Here is a 17,993-nt window from a genome sequence, read left to right on the forward strand (position 1 = left end):
CTCAGGCCTCCATGACTTCGGCAAGGGCCCGCCCGACACGGCCGGGACCGGGAAAATAGTCCCACTCCTGCGCATGCGGATAGGGCGTGTCCCAGCCGGCGACGCGCACAACCGGCGCTTCGAGATGATAGAAGCAATGTTCCTGCACCAGAGACACGACCTCGGCGCCGAAACCCGAGGTCAAGGTCGCCTCATGCACGACGACGCAGCGCCCTGTTTTGGTGACCGATTTGACGATCGTATCGAGGTCGAGCGGCAGGAGGCTTCTCAAATCGATGACCTCGGCGTCGATGCCGGCGTCTTCGGCGGCGGCAAGCGCCACATGCACCATGGTGCCATAGGCAACCACCGTCACCGCAGACCCGGCGCGCCGCACTTCGGCCTTGCCGATCGGGATGGTGTAATGGCCGTCGGGCACCTCCCCAGATCATGTTTCGACCAGGGTGTGACCGGCCGTTCGTGATGACCATCAAAGGGGCCGTTATAGAGCCGCTTCGGCTCCAGGAACATGACCGGATCGGGATCTTCGATCGCCGCGATCAGCAGGCCTTTGGCGTCATAGGGATTGGAAGGCACGATAACCTTCAGCCCGCAGACGTGAGTGAAGAGCGCTTCCGGGCTCTGGCTGTGCGTCTGGCCGCCGAAGATGCCGCCGCCGGTCGGCATACGCACGACGATCGGGCAGGTAAAATCGCCGTTGGAGCGGTAGCGGATGCGCGCCGCCTCCTGCGTCAGCTGGTCATAGGCGGGATACATGTAATCGGCGAACTGGATTTCGACGCAGGGCTTCAGCCCATAGGCCGCCATGCCGATTGCCGTGCCGACGATGCCGGATTCGCTGATCGGCGTATCGAAGCAACGCGTCCTGCCGTATTTTGCCTGCAGGCCCTGGGTGCAGCGGAAGACGCCGCCGAAATAGCCGACATCCTCGCCGAAGACCACGACATTGTCGTCCTTCGCCATCGAGACGTCCATGGCGCTGCGCACGGCCTCGATCATCGTCATCCTGGCCATGTCAGTACCCCGCCTTCTGCCGCTGGCGGCGGATATGCGCCGGCATCTCGGCATAGACGCCCTCGAAAATGTCGCGCACCGAGGGCCTGCCGCCGGCATGCAGCGTGCCATGCGCCTCCGCCTGGCGCTGCGCCTCGATCACCTCGTCCATGATTTCGGCTTCCGCCTGCACGTGCCGCTCCTCCGACCAGGCGCCCTTGACGATCAGATGTTTCTTCAGCCGGAGCACCGGATCGCCGAGCGGCCAGGCCTCCGATTCCGTTTTCGGCCGATAGGCGCTCGGATCGTCGGAGGTCGAATGCGCGCCGACGCGGTAGGTGACATGTTCGATCAGCGTCGGGCCGAGATTGCGCCGCGCCCGTTCGGCCGCCCAGCGGGCGACGGCATGGACGGCGAGATAATCGTTTCCATCGACCCTGAGCGCCGGAATGCCGAAGCCGAGGCCGCGGGCGGCAAAGGTGCCGGAGCCGCCGCGGGCAATGCCCTGGAAAGTGGAGATCGCCCACTGATTGTTGACGATGTTGAGGATCACAGGCGCCTTGTAGGTCGAGGCAAAGACCAGCGCCGAGTGGAAATCCGACTCCGCCGTCGAACCGTCGCCGATCCAGGCCGCGGCAATCCGGCTGTCATTCTTGATCGCCGAGGCCATCGCCCAGCCGACGGCCTGGACATATTGGGTGGCGAGATTGCCGGAAATGGTGAAGAAGCCGTGTTCCTTGGAGGAATACATGATCGGCAGCTGCCGGCCGTGCAGCGGATCGCTCTCGTTCGAATAGATCTGGTTCATCATCTCGACCATCGGATAGTCGTCGGCAATCAAGAGGCCGGCCTGGCGATAGGTCGGGAAATTCATGTCGCCCTTCTTGAGTGCCTTGCGGAAGGCGCAGCTGACCGCTTCCTCGCCGAGATGCTGCATGTAGAAAGAGGTCTTGCCCTGGCGCTGCGCCATCAGCATGCGGGCGTCGAAGGCGCGCAGCTTCATCATATTGCGCAGCCCGGTCAGCAATTCTTCATCGGAGAGCGACCCGGCCCAGGGGCCGACCGCCTCGCCGTCGCGGTTCAAGACGCGGATGATCGAATAGGCGAGATCGCGGATTTCCTCCGAGGCGACATCCACCTCCGGCCGCGGCACCGAACCGGCCTTGGCGATCTTGACGTTGGAAAAGTCGGGCTGGCCGCCGGGGCGGACGGCGGGTTCGGGGACGTGCAGGCTCAAACGAGCGGAATCCACCATGTCTTTTGTTTCCTCCCTTTGCCGGCCGTGCGTCCCTCCCCGGAAACAGGGCCGGTATGGTTCTATAGATTGCGGGCGATCACCATGCGCTGCACGTCGCTCGTTCCCTCATAGATCTGGCAGATGCGCACATCGCGGTAGATGCGCTCGACCGGATAGTCGGCCATATAGCCGTAGCCGCCATGGATCTGGATCGCGTCGGAGCAGACGCGCTCGGCCATTTCCGAGGCAAAGAGCTTCGCCATCGAGGCTTCCGACAGGCATGGCAGCTCCGCCTCCCTCAAGGCGGCGGCATGGAAGACCAGCTGGCGCGCCGCCTCGATCCGCACCGCCATATCGGCAAGGCGGAAGGCGACGGCCTGGTGCTCGAAAATCGGCTTGCCGAAGGCCGTTCGCTCTTTGGCATAGTCGCGCGCCGCCTCGAAAGCCGCCCGCGCCATGCCGACGGCCTGCGCGGCAATACCGATCCGCCCGCCTTCGAGGTTGGCGAGCGCGATGCGATAGCCTTCGCCTTCCGCACCGAGCCTCAAATCGACGGGAATGCGCATGGCGTTGAAGGCGATCTGGCAGGTATCGGTGGAATGCAATCCGAGCTTTTCCTCGACGCGGATCACCTCGTAGCCCGGCGTCTCCGTCGGCACGATGAAGGCGGTGATGCCCTTCTTGCCGGCATCCGGATCGGTGACGGCAAAGACGATGATGACATTGCCGTTCTTTCCCGAGGTGATGAACTGCTTGGCGCCGTCGATCACGTAGTGGTCGCCGTCAAGCCGCGCCCGGGTCTTCAGGTTCGAGGCGTCGGAACCCGCCTGCGGCTCGGTCAGCGCAAAACCGCCGATCCATTCGCCGCTTGCCAATTTCGGCAGGAAGCGCTGGCGCTGCTCCTCGGTGCCGAATTTCAGGATGGGCACGCAGCCGACGGAGGAGTGCACGCTCATGATAGTCGAACAGGGTCCGTCGCCTGCGGCGATCTCCTCGAGTGCCGCGGCATAGGCGAGAACGCCCGTATCCGAGCCGCCATAGGCCTCCGGCACCAGCATGCCGAGCAGGCCGAGTTCGCCCATCTCCCTCAATTCGTCGCGCGGGAAAAGATGCTCCCGGTCGCGTTTGGCCGCTCCCGGCGCCAGCCGGTCGCGGGCAAAGTCGCGGGCGAGATCGGAGATCTGCTGCTGAAGGTCGGAAAGGATCATGTGGCTGCCCTCCCCGCTAGTGCCGCTCGATGGCGACGGCCGTCGCCTCGCCGCCGCCGATGCAGAGCGCGGCCATGCCGCGCTTCAGATCATAGCGCTCCAGCGCCGAAAGCAGCGTCACCAGGATCCGGGCACCCGACGCGCCGATCGGATGGCCGAGCGCGCAGGCACCGCCATGCACGTTCACCTTCTCATGCGGCAGATCGAGATCGCGCATCGCCGCCATCGCGACGACGGCGAAAGCCTCGTTGATCTCGAAGAGATCGACGTCGGAAAGCGCCAGGCCGGTGCGGTCGGAGAGCTTCTGCAGGGCGCCGATCGGGGCTGTGGCGAAAAGATTGGGCGCCTGTGAATGCGTGGCGTGGCCGAGGATCGTGGCGAGCGGCGTCAGACCGCGACGCTCTGCCTGCGAGCGGCGCATCAGCACCAGGGCTGCCGCGCCGTCGGAGATCGAGCTGGAATTGGCGGCGGTCACCGTGCCGCCCTCGCGGAAGGCGGGTTTCAGCGTCGGAATCTTGTCGAGCTTGGCCTTGCCCGGCTGTTCGTCGCGGCGCGCCACCTGCTCGGCCTTGCCCGATTTCACCGTGACCGGCACGATCTCACTTTCGAAACTGCCCTCCGCGATCGCCTTCTGCGCCCGCGTCAGGGAGGCGATGGCGTAGTTGTCCTGCGCCTCACGCGTGAACTGATAGGCCTCGGCGCAATCCTCCGCGAAGCTGCCCATCAAGCGCCCCTTGTCATAAGCATCCTCCAGCCCGTCGAGGAACATATGATCCACGACTCGCCCATGGCCGAGCCTGTAGCCGCCGCGGGCCCTGTCAAGGAGATAGGGCGCGTTGGTCATGCTTTCCATGCCGCCGGCGACCGCCACCGAGGCACTGCCGGCGGCGATCAGGTCATGCGCCATCATCACCGCCTTCATGCCGGAGCCGCACATCTTGTTGACGGTGCTGGCGCCGGTCGAATACGGCAGACCGGCATGGATGGCCGCCTGACGCGCCGGCGCCTGCCCCTGCCCCGCCGGCAGCACGCAGCCGAAGACGACCTCCTCGATCGCCTCGGCCTCGACGCCGCTGCGCTCAAGTGCCGCGCGGATCGCTGTTGCGCCAAGCTCGGGCGCTGCCGCCTCCTTCAACTCTCCCTGAAAGCTGCCGATCGGGGTGCGTGCCGCACCAATGATGACGATAGGGTCCTGCAATGTCATCTTTCCTCCTCGGGCGACGCTTAACGCGCGCCCATCCGCAATGCGCCGTCGAGGCGGATGACCTCGCCGTTCAGCATGCTGTTTTCAAAGATATGGCGCACCAGCCCGGCAAATTCCGCCGGCCGGCCGAGCCGCGGCGGAAAGGGCACGCTCTTGCCGAGCGCTTCCTGCACCTCCGCCGGCATATCAGCCATCATCGGCGTCTCGAAAATGCCGGGCGCAATCGACACGACGCGGATGCCGTGCCGGGCCAGTTCGCGGGCGATCGGCAAGGTCATCGCCGCCACCCCGCCCTTGGAGGCCGCATAGGCCGCCTGACCGATCTGTCCGTCGAAAGCGGCAACCGAAGCCGTGTTGACGATGACGCCGCGTTCGCCTTCCGTATCCGGCTCCATGTTCCGGATCGCGGCGGCGGCAAGCCGGATCATGTTGAACGTGCCGACGAGATTGATGCCGAGCGTGCGCGCAAAACTCTCCAGCCGGTGCGGCCCGTCGCGGCCGATCACCTTTTCGGCCGGCGCGACGCCGGCGCAATTCACCAATCCGCGCAAGCCCCCGAAGGCTTCCACCGCAGCGGCGACCACCGCCGCTCCGTCCTCACCATCGCTCACATCGGCATTGACGAAGCGAACCTCGCTGCCGAACTCCCGGGCGATCTCTTCGCCCGCTTCCGCATTCAGATCGGCGATCGTCACGCGCCCGCCGGCATCGACGAGCATGCGCGCTGTTGCGGCACCGAGCCCAGAGCCGCCGCCGGTGACGATGAAACTTGATCCTCGGATCAGCATGGATCTCTTCTCCTCGCCGCCGGTCCATCTCCTCCAGATAGTGTCGGCAGGCAGGATTCTATTCGTTCCGGCTATTGCAAGCGATGACAGAACTGCTCCATAATTTCGGCCAGTTTTGCCATAGCGAGGATCCGATGGCCGAGATCGAGCGACGCATGATCGCGCCGGGTTTCGTCGAGGAGGCGCTCGACAGCCTGCGGCGACTCGGCAAGCCGACCGCACCGATCCTCGCCCGCGTCGGCATGGCATCGACGATCGACCAGCCGGTTTCGGCGGAGACCTACGGCGCGCTGTGGCTGGCAATCGCTGCCGAACTCGACGACGAATTCTTCGGCATGGGCGCGAGGCCGATGCGCAGCGGCAGCTTCACTTTGCTCTGCCATTGCGTGCTGCATGCGCCGACGCTCGGTCACGCATTGCGCCGGGCGCTGCGCTTCCTCGATGTCGTGCTCGACGATCCCCGAGGGCGGCTCGTCATCCGCGATGGTCTCGCCGAAGTCGAGCTCAGCGATGCCGGCGGCCCGCGTTCGGCCTTCGCCTATCGGACCTACTGGATCATCCTGCACGGCATCATCTGCTGGCTGGTCGGCCGGCGTATTCCGATCCGCCTCGTCGATTTCCGCTGCGCCGAACCCAAGCAGGAAGCCGACTATCGGCTCTTCTTCGGCGCGCCCGTACGTTTCTCCCAACCAATCAGCCGCCTCGGCTTCGACAGCGCCATGCTCGACCTGCCGATCTCCCGCAGCCAGCAGGCGCTCAAACAATTCCTGCGCGGCGCACCCGCCAATATTCTGGTGCGCTACCGTTACGACGCCGGCATCGCCGCCGCCGTGCGCCGCCGCTTGAGCCAGGCCACGCCCTCTACCTGGCGAAGCTTCGCGGAACTCGCCGCCGACATGCGCATGCCGCCGTCTACGCTGCGCCACCGCCTGCACGACGAGGGACAAAGCTATGCCGCCATCAAGGACGATATCCGCCGTGATCTCGCCGTCGACCTGCTGCTGAACACAGCGAAGACCATCGGCGAGATCGCCGTGCAGCTCGGCTATTCAGAGCCCAGCGCCTTTTTCCGGGCCTTCCGGAAATGGATGGGCAAGAGCCCGGAGGCTTTCCGGCGAGAGGAGGCGGGTGAACAAGATCGCGAGCGGTAGCATAGAATCTTGATCAGCGCTGCGATCTGGCGCTGGCCGTCCAACACGTTCCCTCATGCCTGTACTCGTCACGGGCATCCAGCGCGCCCAAGTCCTTGGGCGCAAGAGACGCCTTCAAAAAATGAGTCATTCACCGCGCGGACGCGCGGTGGCTGGATGCCTGTGACAAGCACAGGCATGAGGGAGGTACGGGCGGGCTTGCCGCACCACCTTCCATTAGCGCTTCCAAATACCATTCAACCAACAGCACTTTGAACCTGCCGCAACCCGCGCTACATATTTTAGCGGGAGGAGTGCCATGTTTGATTTTTCGCTCGGCGAAACCGCGGATGCGATCCGCGACACGACGGCGCGGTTTGCCGCCGATCATATTGCTCCGCTGGCAGCGGAGATCGACGAAAGCAACACGTTTCCACGCCAGCTCTGGCCTCAGATGGGCGCGCTCGGCCTGCATGGGATCACCGTCGAGGAGGAATTCGGCGGCGCTGGTCTCGGTTACCTCGAGCATGTCGTCGCGATGGAGGAGGTTTCGCGCGCCTCGGCCTCCGTCGGCCTGAGCTATGGCGCCCATTCCAATCTTTGCGTCAACCAGATCCGCCGCTGGGCCTCGCCGGAACAGAAGCGCCGCCATCTGCCGAAGCTGATCTCCGGCGAGCATGTCGGCTCACTTGCGATGTCCGAAGCCGGCGCCGGGTCCGATGTCGTCTCGATGCGGTTGCGGGCCGAGCGCAAAGGCGACCGCTACATCCTGAACGGCACCAAATTCTGGATCACCAATGCGCCGCATGCCGAGGTGCTGGTCGTCTATGCCAAGACCGATCCCGCCGCCGGCCCGAAAGGCATTTCCGCCCTCATCATCGAGAAGGGCATGCCCGGCTTCAGCGTCTCCAAGAAGCTCTCCAAGCTTGGCATGCGCGGCAGCGATACGGCCGAGCTGGTCTTTGAGGATTGCGAGGTACCGGCCGAGGCGCTGATGGGCCGGGAGGGAGATGGCGTGAAGATCCTGATGTCCGGCCTCGACTATGAGCGCGCCGTACTTGCCGGCGGCCCGCTCGGCATCATGCAGGCCTGCCTTGATGTCGTGCTGCCCTATGTGCGCGATCGCAAGCAGTTCGGCAAACCGATCGGCGATTTCCAGCTGATGCAGGCCAAGATTGCCGACATGTATGTCGCGCTGAATTCGGCGCGCGCCTATGTCTATTCCGTCGCGCGCGCCTGCGACGCCGGCCGCACGACCCGCACCGACGCGGCCGCCGCGATCCTTTTTGCCAGCGAGAACGCCGTGAAGGTTTCGCTGGAGGCGATCCAGGCGCTCGGCGGCGCCGGTTATACCAAGGAATGGCCGGTCGAGCGTTTTCTGCGCGACGCCAAGCTCTACGATATCGGCGCCGGCACCAACGAGATCCGCCGCTACCTGATCGGCCGGGAGCTCATCGCATCATGACGGTGATTTCGACCGCGATCGATCGCGACAGCGAGACCCTCAAAGCCAATGCCATCAAGAACAAGGCGCTGACCGACGAGCTCAGCGAGCGTTCGGCGAAAGCGCGCGAGGGCGGGTCGCAATCGGCCCGTGAACGTCACACGGCCAAGGGCAAGCTCCTGCCCCGCGACCGCATCCAGCTGCTCATCGATGCCGGCAGTCCCTTCCTGGAGATTGGCACGCTGGCGGCCAACGGCATGTATGGCGGCGAGGCGCCGGGCGCCGGCATCATATCCGGCATCGGCCGCGTTTGCGGCCGCGAGGTGATGATCGTTGCCAATGACGCGACGGTAAAGGGCGGCGCCTATTATCCGATGACGGTCAAGAAACATCTGCGGGCACAGGAAATCGCCCTGCAGAACCGGCTGCCCTGCCTTTATCTGGTCGATAGCGGCGGCGCCAATCTGCCGCATCAGGCCGAGGTCTTTCCCGACCGCGATCATTTCGGCGCGATCTTCTACAACCAAGCGCAGATGTCGGCCGAAGGCATTGCCCAGATCGCCTGCGTCATGGGAAGCTGCACCGCCGGCGGCGCCTATGTTCCCGCCATGTCCGACGAAACGGTGATCGTGCGCAATCAGGGTACGATCTTCCTCGCCGGCCCGCCGCTGGTCAAAGCCGCGACCGGCGAAATCATTTCGGCCGAAGAGCTCGGCGGCGCCGAAACCCATGGCCGCCGTTCCGGCGTCGTCGACCATGTCGCCGAAAACGACGAACATGCGCTGCTTCTGGTACGCGATATCGTCGCCAGCCTCAACAGCGTCAAATCGGTCGATATAGACATTCAGCCTCCACGGCCGCCGAAGCTTGATCCTGAAGATCTCTGCGGCCTCATTCCGGATGACGTGCGCTCGCCCTATGACGTGCGCGAGGTGATCGGCCGCATTGTCGACGGCTCGGAATTGCATGAGTTCAAGCCGCTCTACGGCACAACGCTCGTCTGCGGCTTCGCCCGCATCTGGGGCATGCCCGTCGCCGTCATCGCCAATAACGGCGTGCTCTTTTCCGAAAGCGCGCTGAAGGGCGCGCATTTCATCGAGCTTGCCTGCCAGCGCCGCGTGCCGCTGCTCTTTCTGCAGAACATTTCCGGCTTCATGGTCGGCGGCCGCTATGAGGCCGGCGGCATCGCCAAGGACGGGGCGAAGCTGGTGACGGCGGTTGCGACCGCCACCGTGCCGAAAGTCACCGTCATCATCGGCGGCAGCTTCGGGGCCGGCAATTACGGCATGTGCGGCCGCGCCTATCGCCCGCGTTTCCTCTTCACCTGGCCGAACAGCCGCATCGGCGTCATGGGCGGCGAACAGGCAGCCTCGGTGCTCGCCACCATCCGCCGCGACGCGATGGAAGCGCGCGGTGAGGATTGGCCGGCCGATGAGGAGGAGGCCTTCAAGGCGCCGATCCGCGCCGGCTACGAGGCGGAGGGCAATCCCTATTATGCCACGGCCCGCCTCTGGGATGATGGCATCATCGACCCGCGCCAGACGCGCGATGTGCTGGGTCTCGCCTTTTCCGCCTGCCTAAATGCGCCGATCCCGAAAGGGCCGCGCTTCGGCCTGTTCAGGATGTGAGGCGCGGCATGATGGAAAGTCTTCTGATAGCCAACAGGGGCGAAATCGCCCGCCGCATCATCCGCACGGCGAAGATACTCGACATCCGCACCATTGCCGTCTATTCGGAGGCCGATGCCGGCCTGCCCTTCGTCAGGGAAGCCGACGAGGCGATTGCCATCGGCCCGCCGCCGGCCCGCGAAAGCTATCTCTCCGAGGCACGCATCCTGGAGGCCGCCCGAAAGTCAAGCGCTGCCGCCATCCATCCCGGTTACGGGTTCCTGTCGGAAAATGCCGATTTTGCCGAAGCGGTTGAAAAGGCCGGCATGATCTGGGTCGGCGCGCCATCGGCCGCCATCCGCGCCATGGGGCTGAAGGACGCCGCCAAGCAATTGATGCAGGCGGCAGGCGTCCCGGTGACTCCGGGTTATCTCGGCCCGGACCAGAGCGAAAAGCGGCTGGCGGCCGAGGCCGATATCGTCGGCTACCCCGTGCTGATCAAGGCCGTCGCCGGCGGCGGCGGAAAGGGCATGCGCCGCATCGACCGGCCTGAGGATTTTGCCGAAGGTCTCGCCTCCTGCCGGCGCGAAGCGGCTGCCGCCTTCGGCGACGACCGCGTTCTGATCGAGCGCTATATCGCCAATCCGCGCCATATCGAGGTCCAGGTCTTCGCCGACAAGCTCGGAAATTGCGTCCATCTCTTCGAACGCGATTGCTCGCTGCAGCGCCGGCACCAGAAGGTCATCGAAGAGGCCCCCGCCCCCGGCCTTGATGCCGCCACCCGCGCGGCGATCTGCGATGCGGCGGTCAAGGCTGCAAGAGCGGTAAACTATGTCGGCGCCGGCACGATCGAATTCATCGCCGACGCCTCCTCGGGCCTCAATCCCGACCGCATCTGGTTCATGGAGATGAACACGCGCCTGCAGGTGGAGCATCCCGTCACCGAGGCCATATCAGGCGAGGATCTGGTCCTCTGGCAGCTGAAGGTCGCAAGTGGCGAGCCGCTGCCGAAAAGCCAGGACGAGATCACCATGAACGGCTGGGCCTTCGAAGCCCGGCTCTATGCCGAAAATCCCGCCGCCGGCTACCTGCCCTCGACCGGCCGTCTCGACCATCTCAAACTGCCGCAGGCGGTTCGTGTCGACAGCGGCGTCGAGCAGGGAGACGAGATCACCGCCTTCTACGATCCGATGATCGCCAAGATCATCGCGCATGGGCCGAATCGTGACGCGGCGCTTTCGAAGCTCGCCGCCGCCTGTGCCGGCATCGAGGTCTGGCCGGTCAAATCCAATGCCGGTCTTCTCGCCCGCATCGCCAATGATGCGGATTTTCGCGCCGCAAAGATCGATACCGGCTTTCTCGACCGCCACGGGCAAGGCCTCGTGGCCAGCGAGCCTGATGAAACCGTCGTTGACAGGGCGGCCACGGCACTTTCGAAGGACATGGATGGCGATCCCTGGTCTGCGCTGACCGGCTTCCGCATCGCAGGGCCAAGCGATAGCCGCGTGCGGGTGCGCATCGACGGTCATCTCCATTGGGGACGCGCACGCACCGACCTCGAAGCGAATGCCGTCGAGATGGACGAGACGACGGTGCTTTTCGATGCTGGCAATGCCTGGTCGATCGGCCTGCCTCACGCAGGCGAGGTCGAGGCGAATCACGGTGTGGGCGATGGCGCCATCCTGTCGCCCATGCCGGGCCTCGTCATTTCGGTAGAGGTCACTGAGGGCGATCGTGTCGCCAAGGGAGAGCGCCTGCTGACGGTCGAAGCCATGAAGATGGAACATTCGCTGCGGGCGCCCTTCGACGGCATCGTCGGCAAATTGCAGGTTTCCCCCGGCGTCCGTGTTTCGGAAAACCAGCTGGTCGTCACCGTCATGAAGGGAGAGGAGTGATGGCCGGCCGCTATTTCGACGAATGGGCGGTCGGCGACCGCATCGCCCATGACATCCGCCGGACCGTCACCGAGACCGACAACCTGCTCTTTACGACGCTCTCCCACAATCCGCAGCCGCTGCATCTCGATGCCGAATATGCGGCCGGCACCGAGTTTGGCCGGATCGTCGTCAACGGCACCTTCACCTTTGCGCTGACAGTCGGCCTTTCGGTCGGCGACACCACGCTCGGCACGCTTGTCGCCAATCTCGGTTATGACAAGGTGACGATGCCGAAACCGGTCTTCATCGGCGATACGCTTCGGGTGGAAACGGAGGTGATGGAGCTGCGCCGCTCGAACTCCCGCCCCGATGCCGGCATCGTCACTTTCCGTCATATAACGCTGAACCAGCGTGACGAGATCGTCTGCCAGTGCCTGCGTACCGCCATGCTGAAGGGGACGCCATCATGAAGCTGCGCTCGCTGCTCTTCGTGCCCGGCGACCGGCGGGAACGTTTCGAAAAAGCGCTCGCATCGGGCGCCGATGCCGTCATTCTCGATCTGGAAGATTCCGTCGCGCCTGCCAACAAGCCAAGGGCCCGCCACAGCGTGCATGAATTCGTGCAACGCCATGCCGGCGAGACCAAGCTCCTCATCCGCATTAATCCCCTCGCCTCGCCGGAATTCGAGGACGACCTCACGGCCCTGAGCGGTATCCAGCCTTTCGCGCTGATGCTGCCGAAGGCCGAAGGCGCCGCTTCGGTGCGCAAGCTTGCAAGCGCTCTCGCGACGGCTCTTCCCATCCTGCCGATCGCGACCGAAACGCCGTCGGCGATCTTCGAGATCGGCAGCTATCGCGATGTCTCGGACAAGCTCTGCGGCCTGACCTGGGGCGCCGAGGATCTGCCGGCTGCAATCGGGGCCGCGACAGCCCGCAGGACGGATGGCCGCTACACGCCGCCTTACGAGCTTGCCCGCTCGCTCACGCTCTTTGCAGCCCATGCCGCAGCCGTTCCGGCGCTCGATACCGTCTATCCCGATTTTCGCGATCTCAATGGACTGCGGGCCTATGTCGGCCGCGCCCGGCGCGACGGTTTCTCCGGCATGATGGCCATCCATCCGAGCCAGGTGGAAACGATCAACCACGCCTTCACGCCGGATGCATCCGAGATCGCCTGGGCGGAAAAGGTCGCGGCCGCCTTTGCCGCGAACCTTGATGCAGGCGCCATCCAGCTTGACGGGCGCATGCTTGATATGCCGCATCTGAAGCTTGCGCTCCGCATCCTGGAGCGCGCCGGACGAGTAACATAAACATTTCAAAGCTGTTCTGACCTCATGATATCGAACGAAACCGCTCGCGCTTTTTCGTCATCATGACAATGGCTTCATCGACCCGAAATCGGGTAAAGCGCCGCTCGCGTAGCCAACGGCCCCGAGCGAAGCGATGGCGATCCGGCCGTCGCGGATCGACAGCAGCGGCCCGTCCCGCCCCTGCTCGTAGAGATCGGGGTGGGCAGCGGCAAAACGCACCTTCTCCACCTGCGGCGCGCCCTGCAGGCCGGCCACATAATGATGGCCATTGCGCTCGACATGTGAGAGGCCGAGCAGCGAAACCAGCGCCAGATCCTGCTGCACGGCAAGCCCGGCCTGGCAGGTCAGATCTTCGCCGGAGAGAAACAACGCCGGCACACCTGCCGTTTTGATGCGGATCGCTTTCAGCAGCGAGCGGTAAATGCCCTTGCAGGTCTTCGAGGAGACGCCGGTATAACCAAGTGTCCGGGCACGCGCGAAGGCGCCATCGCCATCGTCGCTCTCATCGATCAGGAAGGGCAATCGCGCCGCCAGATCCCCGAGCGGCGTTTCCATGGTGATCGCGCGCGAGAACGGCTGCTCGACGAAGGCAATGGCCGCGCGCAACCTGGCCAGCCCGGGCACGGTCTCGATCCGCGCCAGCAATGCGAGCAGCTGTTCGGCGGCGCCGAATTGTTCGTTGCCGTCGACCGTCACGCGATAATCGGCCAAGCGGTCCAACACGGCGGCGATGCGCGCCAGCCGGTCGATATCGGCATCGACCGCGCCCGAAAGCTTGATCTTGAACCAGCGATTGCCATAGCGCGCGATCACCGCCTCGAGGCTCTGCGGCAGGTCGTCATCGACGGGATCGACGATCTCGCTCTCGGTGATCGGGTCGAGAAGCCCGATCGTATGCCGGGCCGAGATGGAACCGGCGGGACGAAAGCCGGCCAGCACAGCCGACACTGCATCCGCGTCGATATCGCCGGGCAGCATCGGGCCGCCGATGCCGATGAGGTTGCGGCGCACCGCCTCGAAAAAGGAAAACCCCGCAAGACGGCAATAGGCATCGAGTGCAGCGCGCGCGATCAGCGAAGGACCGAAACCGGCGGCCAGTGGATTTCCCGGCAGGCGGCGGGCGGTTTCCATCTCGTTCAGACGGGCGGCGGCGAACAATGTCATCGGGGCGGACGGTTCCCGTGACGCAGCCGTGGCGACGCGGATAGAGCCGCGCAATTGATCGACATTCTGCGCCGGCGTCAACGCCGGGTTTTTGTCGAACCATTTCGGCACCATCATTTCGGCGGCGGCGCCGATGGCGGTTTTCCCTGCCTCGTCCTCGACGCGCACCCTGAGAAAGGCCTGCGGCGCCTTTTCCAGGGTTGCCGCGCCGAAGCGGAACGGCAGGCGCACCCTGATATCGCGCTCGAAGGCGTCGATCTCGACGATTCTGACACGCGGCGCGGTCACGGAACCTCCGATGCTTCTGTCCATGATCATGCCATCCGCTCGAGCATGGCGCGCGACACTTCGTGCTGAAGCGGTTCACGGCGCAGCAGCCGGCCGATCTCGTCGATCATGGCCCGCCCTTGGGCGAAATGTGCCTCTTCGGTGTGGCCGGCGGCATGCGGCGAAATGGTGACATTGGTCAGCTGAGGGTCGCGGAACGGACTGTCCTGAGGCAGCGGCTCTTGATCGAAGACATCGAGAGCCGCCTCGATGCGGCCGGACCTGATTTCGGCGAGCAATGCGGCTTCGTCGACCAGCTCGGCCCGCGCCGTGTTGATGAACAGCGCGCCTGGGCGCAGCAGCGCCAGTTCGCGGGCGCCGATCATGCGGCGCGTCTCGGGCAGGACGGGCGCATGCAGGGAAATCACATCGCTCTCGGCAAGCGCGTCGTCCAATCCTGTTCTGACGACGCCGAGCGCTGCGGCCTCGCCGTCGTCGAGATAGGGATCGACGACCAGCACGCGGCAGCCGAATGGGACGAGCAGGCGCATGACTGCCCGCCCGACATATCCGGCCCCGACAATACCGACCGTTCTGGCGCCGAGCAATCTTTGCGGCACGGCGGCGCGGACATCGAGCCATTCACCGCCTCTGCGCAATCGATGATGCAGCCGGTGAATGCCGCGCATGGCGAGCAGCGCTTCGGCGACGACGAATTCGGCAACCGAGGCGGCGATTTTCGAGGCGGCATGGCTCACGCGCAGGCCGTCGTCGAACAGACGGGCGGGAACGAGCGTGCGGATGCTGCCAGCCGAATGGGCGACGAGGGCAAGTTGCGGATGGCGCTGGCGCAGGGCGGGATCGAAGGGCGGCGTGCCCCATCCGGTCAGGCAAGCCGTAGCGCCCTGCAGCAACCGGTCGGCATCGGCGGCATCGATCGTGGCGCCGGCCGGCCAGCGCACCTCGCCGAGGCCGTTCAACCGGGCGGTCGCCGCATCGTCCAGCATCATGCGGCGGGTCTTTTCGGTCAAAAGGACGGCGATGATGGGGGCCTGTTCGCTCATGGTTCTACTCTTTCGCTGCGGCGACGAGGCGCCTGAGATGGGCGAGATCGGCGCGAGCCTTGGCGAGCGCCTGGTCCCGGGGAAGGCGGTATTGCGAATGCATCGAGAGCACGCCGGCAAATCCGGTGGCGATGAGATGCGGGACGATATCGTTCCAGGGCACCATACCCTCGTCGAGCCCATACCAGTCCGAATGCCATGCGCGCTGGCCCTGGGTTCCATAAGCGCCGGGAAACCAGCCGCAATTCTTGACACCCATGCAGCAGAACCAGGGTTCGAGAAGGTCGAGGGTCAGACGCCAGTCTTCGCTGCCCTCGCGAATGAGTTGGTTGGCTGGATCGGGATAAGCGCCGATCCTGAGCGGATCGCGCCCGGCCAGCAGTTGCGCCGCCAGCGCACCCGAGGCGTGCAGGGTTCCGCCGTGAAGCTGGACGGTGAGCTTGATGGCGAATTTGTCGGCGAGGTGTTCAAAGCCATCGAGGTCGCGTCGCGCTTCGTCGAGCTGCACCTGCCAGCGCCGCGACGGATCATAGCGCCAGAAGCCGAGCCGGATCTGCCCGATGCCGGCCTCGCCGCAGCAAGCAAGCAGCCGGGACGCGGCATCGTCCGGCTGCTTGGCGTCGATGGTCGCCATCGGGATGCGCAGGCCGGCCGCAGCAAAAAGCTTGACCGCCTTGACGATTTCCTCCGGCCGGTCGGGCGAGACGGCGTGACCCTCGCGAACAAGAAGATCGGCACAGTCGAAGCCCAGCCCCGCCGTGATCTCCGCCGCTGTCTCCAGCGGCAGGCCTTCCAGGGTCTTGGTGAAATAGGCGATATCCATCGTTGCATTGCTCATCGACGAGAAACACAGAGCTCGCTGTGGCGGCCGAATGCATCCCGGGCGCGCACCGCGTATTGCGCGCCCGCCGGCGGCGACATGTGCAGGAATGCCGTCGCGATCAGCGGCGCGGGGCTGACCTTTTCAAAGGTCTCGCCATCCCTGCTGACGAGGACATCGTAGAAGATGGCGGGGCTCGCATCGCCGGCCGCCCAGAACAGCATGCGCTCCTCCCGGCCGCCGAGACCACGGTAGCCTTCGACGGTGAGGCCGGTGGGTGCGGCCGGAGACGCGCCGGTGTCGGGGACGACGAGCACCTGCGTCAGCGACGGCAACGGTACGTCGAGATCGACGCTGATCCGGCCCTCGTCGCATTCAACGACACTGATCGGATGCAGCAAAGCCGGTTCCTGGGCGCGGCGCAGTTCGCCAAACTGCGCTTCATCAGGTTCGGGCGGGGCGCCCACCGGCTCGAAGGGTCCGCGCGGATTGCTTTCGTCGCGCTGGGCCTCCCAGACTTCCATCGGATTGGTGAATTCCTCGTCGATGCGCAGCAGGCACAGCGCGTGGCGGCCGAGAGCGAGCCCGTTGACCTCCAGGCGCACGGCGGTCCGGCCCGAACGGTTGATGGCATCGACGCTATGAATAAGGCTGATCGAGACACCGCCGCCCGGCAGCCGCGTCGGCAGGATCGCCAATCCATCCTGGTCGGGGGCCAGCGGCGGCTCGGCCGTTACCTTGCAGACGGTGTCGCCGAGCGTCGCCAGCAACTCCATCGACGTGAGACCGGGCTTTTTGATGATGTCGAAGGGTGGTGCCGTGTCGATGTCGGTCACCAGCCTGTCCAGATCGGTCTTATGCTCCCACTGCGCCTTGGTGAAATTGCGCGAGCCGAAATAGGCGAAGATCGTGCGCTGGCTCCAGCCGCCGATAAAGGCGTGATCATTGCTGAGGAAGGTGAAATTCGCCGCCTTCGGGGCGATGACGCGCCGGTCGTGCTGTTCGATGATGCGGGCAATGATGCCGGCATAATAGGCCTTGCCGTGCCAGCTGTGATGATCGCTCCAGCCGAGCTGCGGGTCGCATTCGTCATTGATGATCGGCAGGCCGGCAAGCCGCGGATGGTGCTGCTTGAGATAATCGACGACGAGCAGCGTGCGGTCGACAATGGCATGAGTTTTCGGGGTCAGGTCGTCCTTGCTGCCGTTGACGCCTTTCTCGTGGATCGAGATGTAGTCAAGGCGCGGCGGGCCGTCGCCGCTCAGGCAGCTGGTGCCGCTGTCGCAATGGGCCATCAGGGCGCGAAAGATCGGCGAGAGCGTGCGGGCCGTACCTGGGCCACCCATCGGCAGGCTGTGATCGACCGCATCGAGCCCCGCGACGCAGGCGTCGTAATAGTTGGTGTAGCCCTTGATCCCATAGGTCCACCAGCCGGAATCGGCCTCGTTCGTCGTTTCGAAGTACCAGGTGTGCAATTCGTCCATCCCGTAGCGCGCGCCGTAGCGAGCCGCCGTCGCCGTCACCAGATCCCGCCAGCGCTTGACCTGATCCATGTCCTCATAGTCGGTGAAGAGGCCCGAGGGATTGCCCATCAGCTCGAAGAACGGCTTCAGGCGGTGTTCGATCATCACGTCGAGCGCCCGGTCGAGCAGGGACCAGTCATAACCCGCGCCGCCGGTCGAGCGCAGCAGATTGTAGAGATAATGGACGCGCAGATATCGGATGCCCTCGTTGGGCAGGCCGCCCATATAGGCGAGCATCTGGCGCATTTCGGGTTCGAGCAGCAGCTCGGCCGGCGAAAAGCCGGTGCCGCGCCAGAACCGGTTGAACGGGCGCACGGCCTGGCTGGCATCAACGTTTATTCGCGTACGTTCACGCATG

14 protein-coding genes and 1 pseudogene are annotated in these 17,993 nt (G+C 64.9%); 6 read left to right on the forward strand and 9 right to left on the reverse strand.

Annotation, left to right across the window (positions count from 1 at the left end; all coding sequences use genetic code 11):
* Position 1 precedes the first annotated feature (1 nt).
* The 5 genes and pseudogenes from MHI61_RS30810 to MHI61_RS30830 all read right to left on the reverse strand — a co-directional run bounded on the left by MHI61_RS30810 (position 2) and on the right by MHI61_RS30830 (position 5,430).
* Positions 2 to 1,014 (reverse strand): annotated as a pseudogene (locus MHI61_RS30810) (alpha-ketoacid dehydrogenase subunit beta).
* Position 1,015: 1 nt separating this feature from the next.
* The gene (locus MHI61_RS30815) at positions 1,016 to 2,248 is read right to left on the reverse strand and encodes a 3-methyl-2-oxobutanoate dehydrogenase (2-methylpropanoyl-transferring) subunit alpha (protein WP_239793604.1); all 1,233 of its coding nucleotides are present in this window, start codon (positions 2,246 to 2,248) and stop codon (positions 1,016 to 1,018) included.
* Positions 2,249 to 2,310: 62 nt separating this feature from the next.
* Positions 2,311 to 3,438, reverse strand: coding sequence for an acyl-CoA dehydrogenase family protein (locus tag MHI61_RS30820; protein ID WP_239793605.1), 1,128 nt, complete (start codon positions 3,436 to 3,438; stop codon positions 2,311 to 2,313).
* A gap of 16 nt (positions 3,439 to 3,454) precedes the next feature.
* Entirely contained in the window at positions 3,455 to 4,642 is a 1,188-nt protein-coding gene (locus MHI61_RS30825; protein WP_239793606.1) for an acetyl-CoA C-acyltransferase, read from the reverse strand.
* Positions 4,643 to 4,662: 20 nt separating this feature from the next.
* Positions 4,663 to 5,430, reverse strand: coding sequence for a 3-hydroxyacyl-CoA dehydrogenase (locus tag MHI61_RS30830; RefSeq protein WP_239793607.1), 768 nt, complete (start codon positions 5,428 to 5,430; stop codon positions 4,663 to 4,665).
* Positions 5,431 to 5,513: 83 nt separating this feature from the next.
* Between MHI61_RS30830 and MHI61_RS30835 the strand changes: the two genes are divergently transcribed.
* The 6 genes from MHI61_RS30835 to MHI61_RS30860 all read left to right on the forward strand — a co-directional run bounded on the left by MHI61_RS30835 (position 5,514) and on the right by MHI61_RS30860 (position 12,797).
* Positions 5,514 to 6,581 carry an AraC family transcriptional regulator gene (locus tag MHI61_RS30835; RefSeq protein WP_097606223.1) on the forward strand — a complete coding sequence of 356 codons (1,068 nt, stop codon included), beginning with the start codon at positions 5,514 to 5,516 and terminating at the stop codon, positions 6,579 to 6,581.
* 298 nt (positions 6,582 to 6,879) lie between these two features.
* Positions 6,880 to 8,025, forward strand: a complete 1,146-nt coding sequence (locus MHI61_RS30840) for an isovaleryl-CoA dehydrogenase (protein ID WP_239793608.1) — start codon at positions 6,880 to 6,882, stop codon at positions 8,023 to 8,025.
* Positions 8,022 to 9,632, forward strand: coding sequence for a carboxyl transferase domain-containing protein (locus MHI61_RS30845; protein ID WP_239793609.1), 1,611 nt, complete (start codon positions 8,022 to 8,024; stop codon positions 9,630 to 9,632). The genes MHI61_RS30840 and MHI61_RS30845 overlap by 4 nt, the downstream gene beginning before the upstream one ends.
* An 8-nt stretch (positions 9,633 to 9,640) precedes the next feature.
* Positions 9,641 to 11,506: an acetyl/propionyl/methylcrotonyl-CoA carboxylase subunit alpha gene (locus MHI61_RS30850; protein ID WP_239793610.1), complete on the forward strand. Its 1,866-nt coding sequence runs from the start codon at positions 9,641 to 9,643 to the stop codon at positions 11,504 to 11,506.
* Positions 11,506 to 11,958: a MaoC family dehydratase gene (locus MHI61_RS30855; RefSeq protein WP_239793611.1), complete on the forward strand. Its 453-nt coding sequence runs from the start codon at positions 11,506 to 11,508 to the stop codon at positions 11,956 to 11,958. The genes MHI61_RS30850 and MHI61_RS30855 overlap by 1 nt, the downstream gene beginning before the upstream one ends.
* Positions 11,955 to 12,797, forward strand: a complete 843-nt coding sequence (locus MHI61_RS30860) for an aldolase/citrate lyase family protein (RefSeq protein ID WP_239793612.1) — start codon at positions 11,955 to 11,957, stop codon at positions 12,795 to 12,797. Before MHI61_RS30855 ends, MHI61_RS30860 begins: the two co-directional genes overlap by 4 nt.
* A 60-nt stretch (positions 12,798 to 12,857) precedes the next feature.
* Here the strand turns inward: MHI61_RS30860 and MHI61_RS30865 are convergent, their stop codons facing one another.
* The 4 genes from MHI61_RS30865 to MHI61_RS30880 are packed head-to-tail and all read right to left on the reverse strand — an operon-like array spanning position 12,858 to position 17,992.
* Entirely contained in the window at positions 12,858 to 14,279 is a 1,422-nt protein-coding gene (locus MHI61_RS30865; protein WP_239793613.1) for a mandelate racemase, read from the reverse strand.
* Entirely contained in the window at positions 14,276 to 15,292 is a 1,017-nt protein-coding gene (locus MHI61_RS30870; protein ID WP_239793614.1) for a hydroxyacid dehydrogenase, read from the reverse strand. The genes MHI61_RS30865 and MHI61_RS30870 overlap by 4 nt, the downstream gene beginning before the upstream one ends.
* Positions 15,293 to 15,296: 4 nt before the next feature.
* Positions 15,297 to 16,115 carry a sugar phosphate isomerase/epimerase gene (locus tag MHI61_RS30875; RefSeq protein ID WP_239793734.1) on the reverse strand — a complete coding sequence of 273 codons (819 nt, stop codon included), beginning with the start codon at positions 16,113 to 16,115 and terminating at the stop codon, positions 15,297 to 15,299.
* A gap of 11 nt (positions 16,116 to 16,126) precedes the next feature.
* On the reverse strand, positions 16,127 to 17,992 hold the full coding sequence (locus MHI61_RS30880; protein WP_239793615.1) for a glycosyl hydrolase: 1,866 nt from the start codon (positions 17,990 to 17,992) through the stop codon (positions 16,127 to 16,129).
* Position 17,993 lies beyond the last annotated feature (1 nt).

Origin of the sequence: Rhizobium sp. K102, from assembly GCF_022385315.1 — a bacterium.
Lineage (GTDB): Bacteria > Pseudomonadota > Alphaproteobacteria > Rhizobiales > Rhizobiaceae > Rhizobium > Rhizobium croatiense.

What these genes read in the sequence shown, in the direction of transcription:
- MHI61_RS30840 (WP_239793608.1), top strand. Translation starts at nt 6,880, where the DNA reads ATGTTTGATTTTTCGCTCGGCGAAACCGCGGATGCGATCCGCGACACG.
- MHI61_RS30850 (WP_239793610.1), top strand. Translation starts at nt 9,641, where the DNA reads ATGATGGAAAGTCTTCTGATAGCCAACAGGGGCGAAATCGCCCGCCGC.
- MHI61_RS30835 (WP_097606223.1), top strand. Translation starts at nt 5,514, where the DNA reads ATGACAGAACTGCTCCATAATTTCGGCCAGTTTTGCCATAGCGAGGAT.
- MHI61_RS30875 (WP_239793734.1), bottom strand. Translation starts at nt 16,115, where the DNA reads ATGGATATCGCCTATTTCACCAAGACCCTGGAAGGCCTGCCGCTGGAG.
- MHI61_RS30830 (WP_239793607.1), bottom strand. Translation starts at nt 5,430, where the DNA reads ATGCTGATCCGAGGATCAAGTTTCATCGTCACCGGCGGCGGCTCTGGG.
- MHI61_RS30870 (WP_239793614.1), bottom strand. Translation starts at nt 15,292, where the DNA reads ATGAGCGAACAGGCCCCCATCATCGCCGTCCTTTTGACCGAAAAGACC.
- MHI61_RS30825 (WP_239793606.1), bottom strand. Translation starts at nt 4,642, where the DNA reads ATGACATTGCAGGACCCTATCGTCATCATTGGTGCGGCACGCACCCCG.
- MHI61_RS30860 (WP_239793612.1), top strand. Translation starts at nt 11,955, where the DNA reads ATGAAGCTGCGCTCGCTGCTCTTCGTGCCCGGCGACCGGCGGGAACGT.
- MHI61_RS30865 (WP_239793613.1), bottom strand. Translation starts at nt 14,279, where the DNA reads ATGATCATGGACAGAAGCATCGGAGGTTCCGTGACCGCGCCGCGTGTC.
- MHI61_RS30855 (WP_239793611.1), top strand. Translation starts at nt 11,506, where the DNA reads ATGGCCGGCCGCTATTTCGACGAATGGGCGGTCGGCGACCGCATCGCC.
- MHI61_RS30820 (WP_239793605.1), bottom strand. Translation starts at nt 3,438, where the DNA reads ATGATCCTTTCCGACCTTCAGCAGCAGATCTCCGATCTCGCCCGCGAC.
- MHI61_RS30880 (WP_239793615.1), bottom strand. Translation starts at nt 17,992, where the DNA reads ATGCGTGAACGTACGCGAATAAACGTTGATGCCAGCCAGGCCGTGCGC.
- MHI61_RS30845 (WP_239793609.1), top strand. Translation starts at nt 8,022, where the DNA reads ATGACGGTGATTTCGACCGCGATCGATCGCGACAGCGAGACCCTCAAA.
- MHI61_RS30815 (WP_239793604.1), bottom strand. Translation starts at nt 2,248, where the DNA reads ATGGTGGATTCCGCTCGTTTGAGCCTGCACGTCCCCGAACCCGCCGTC.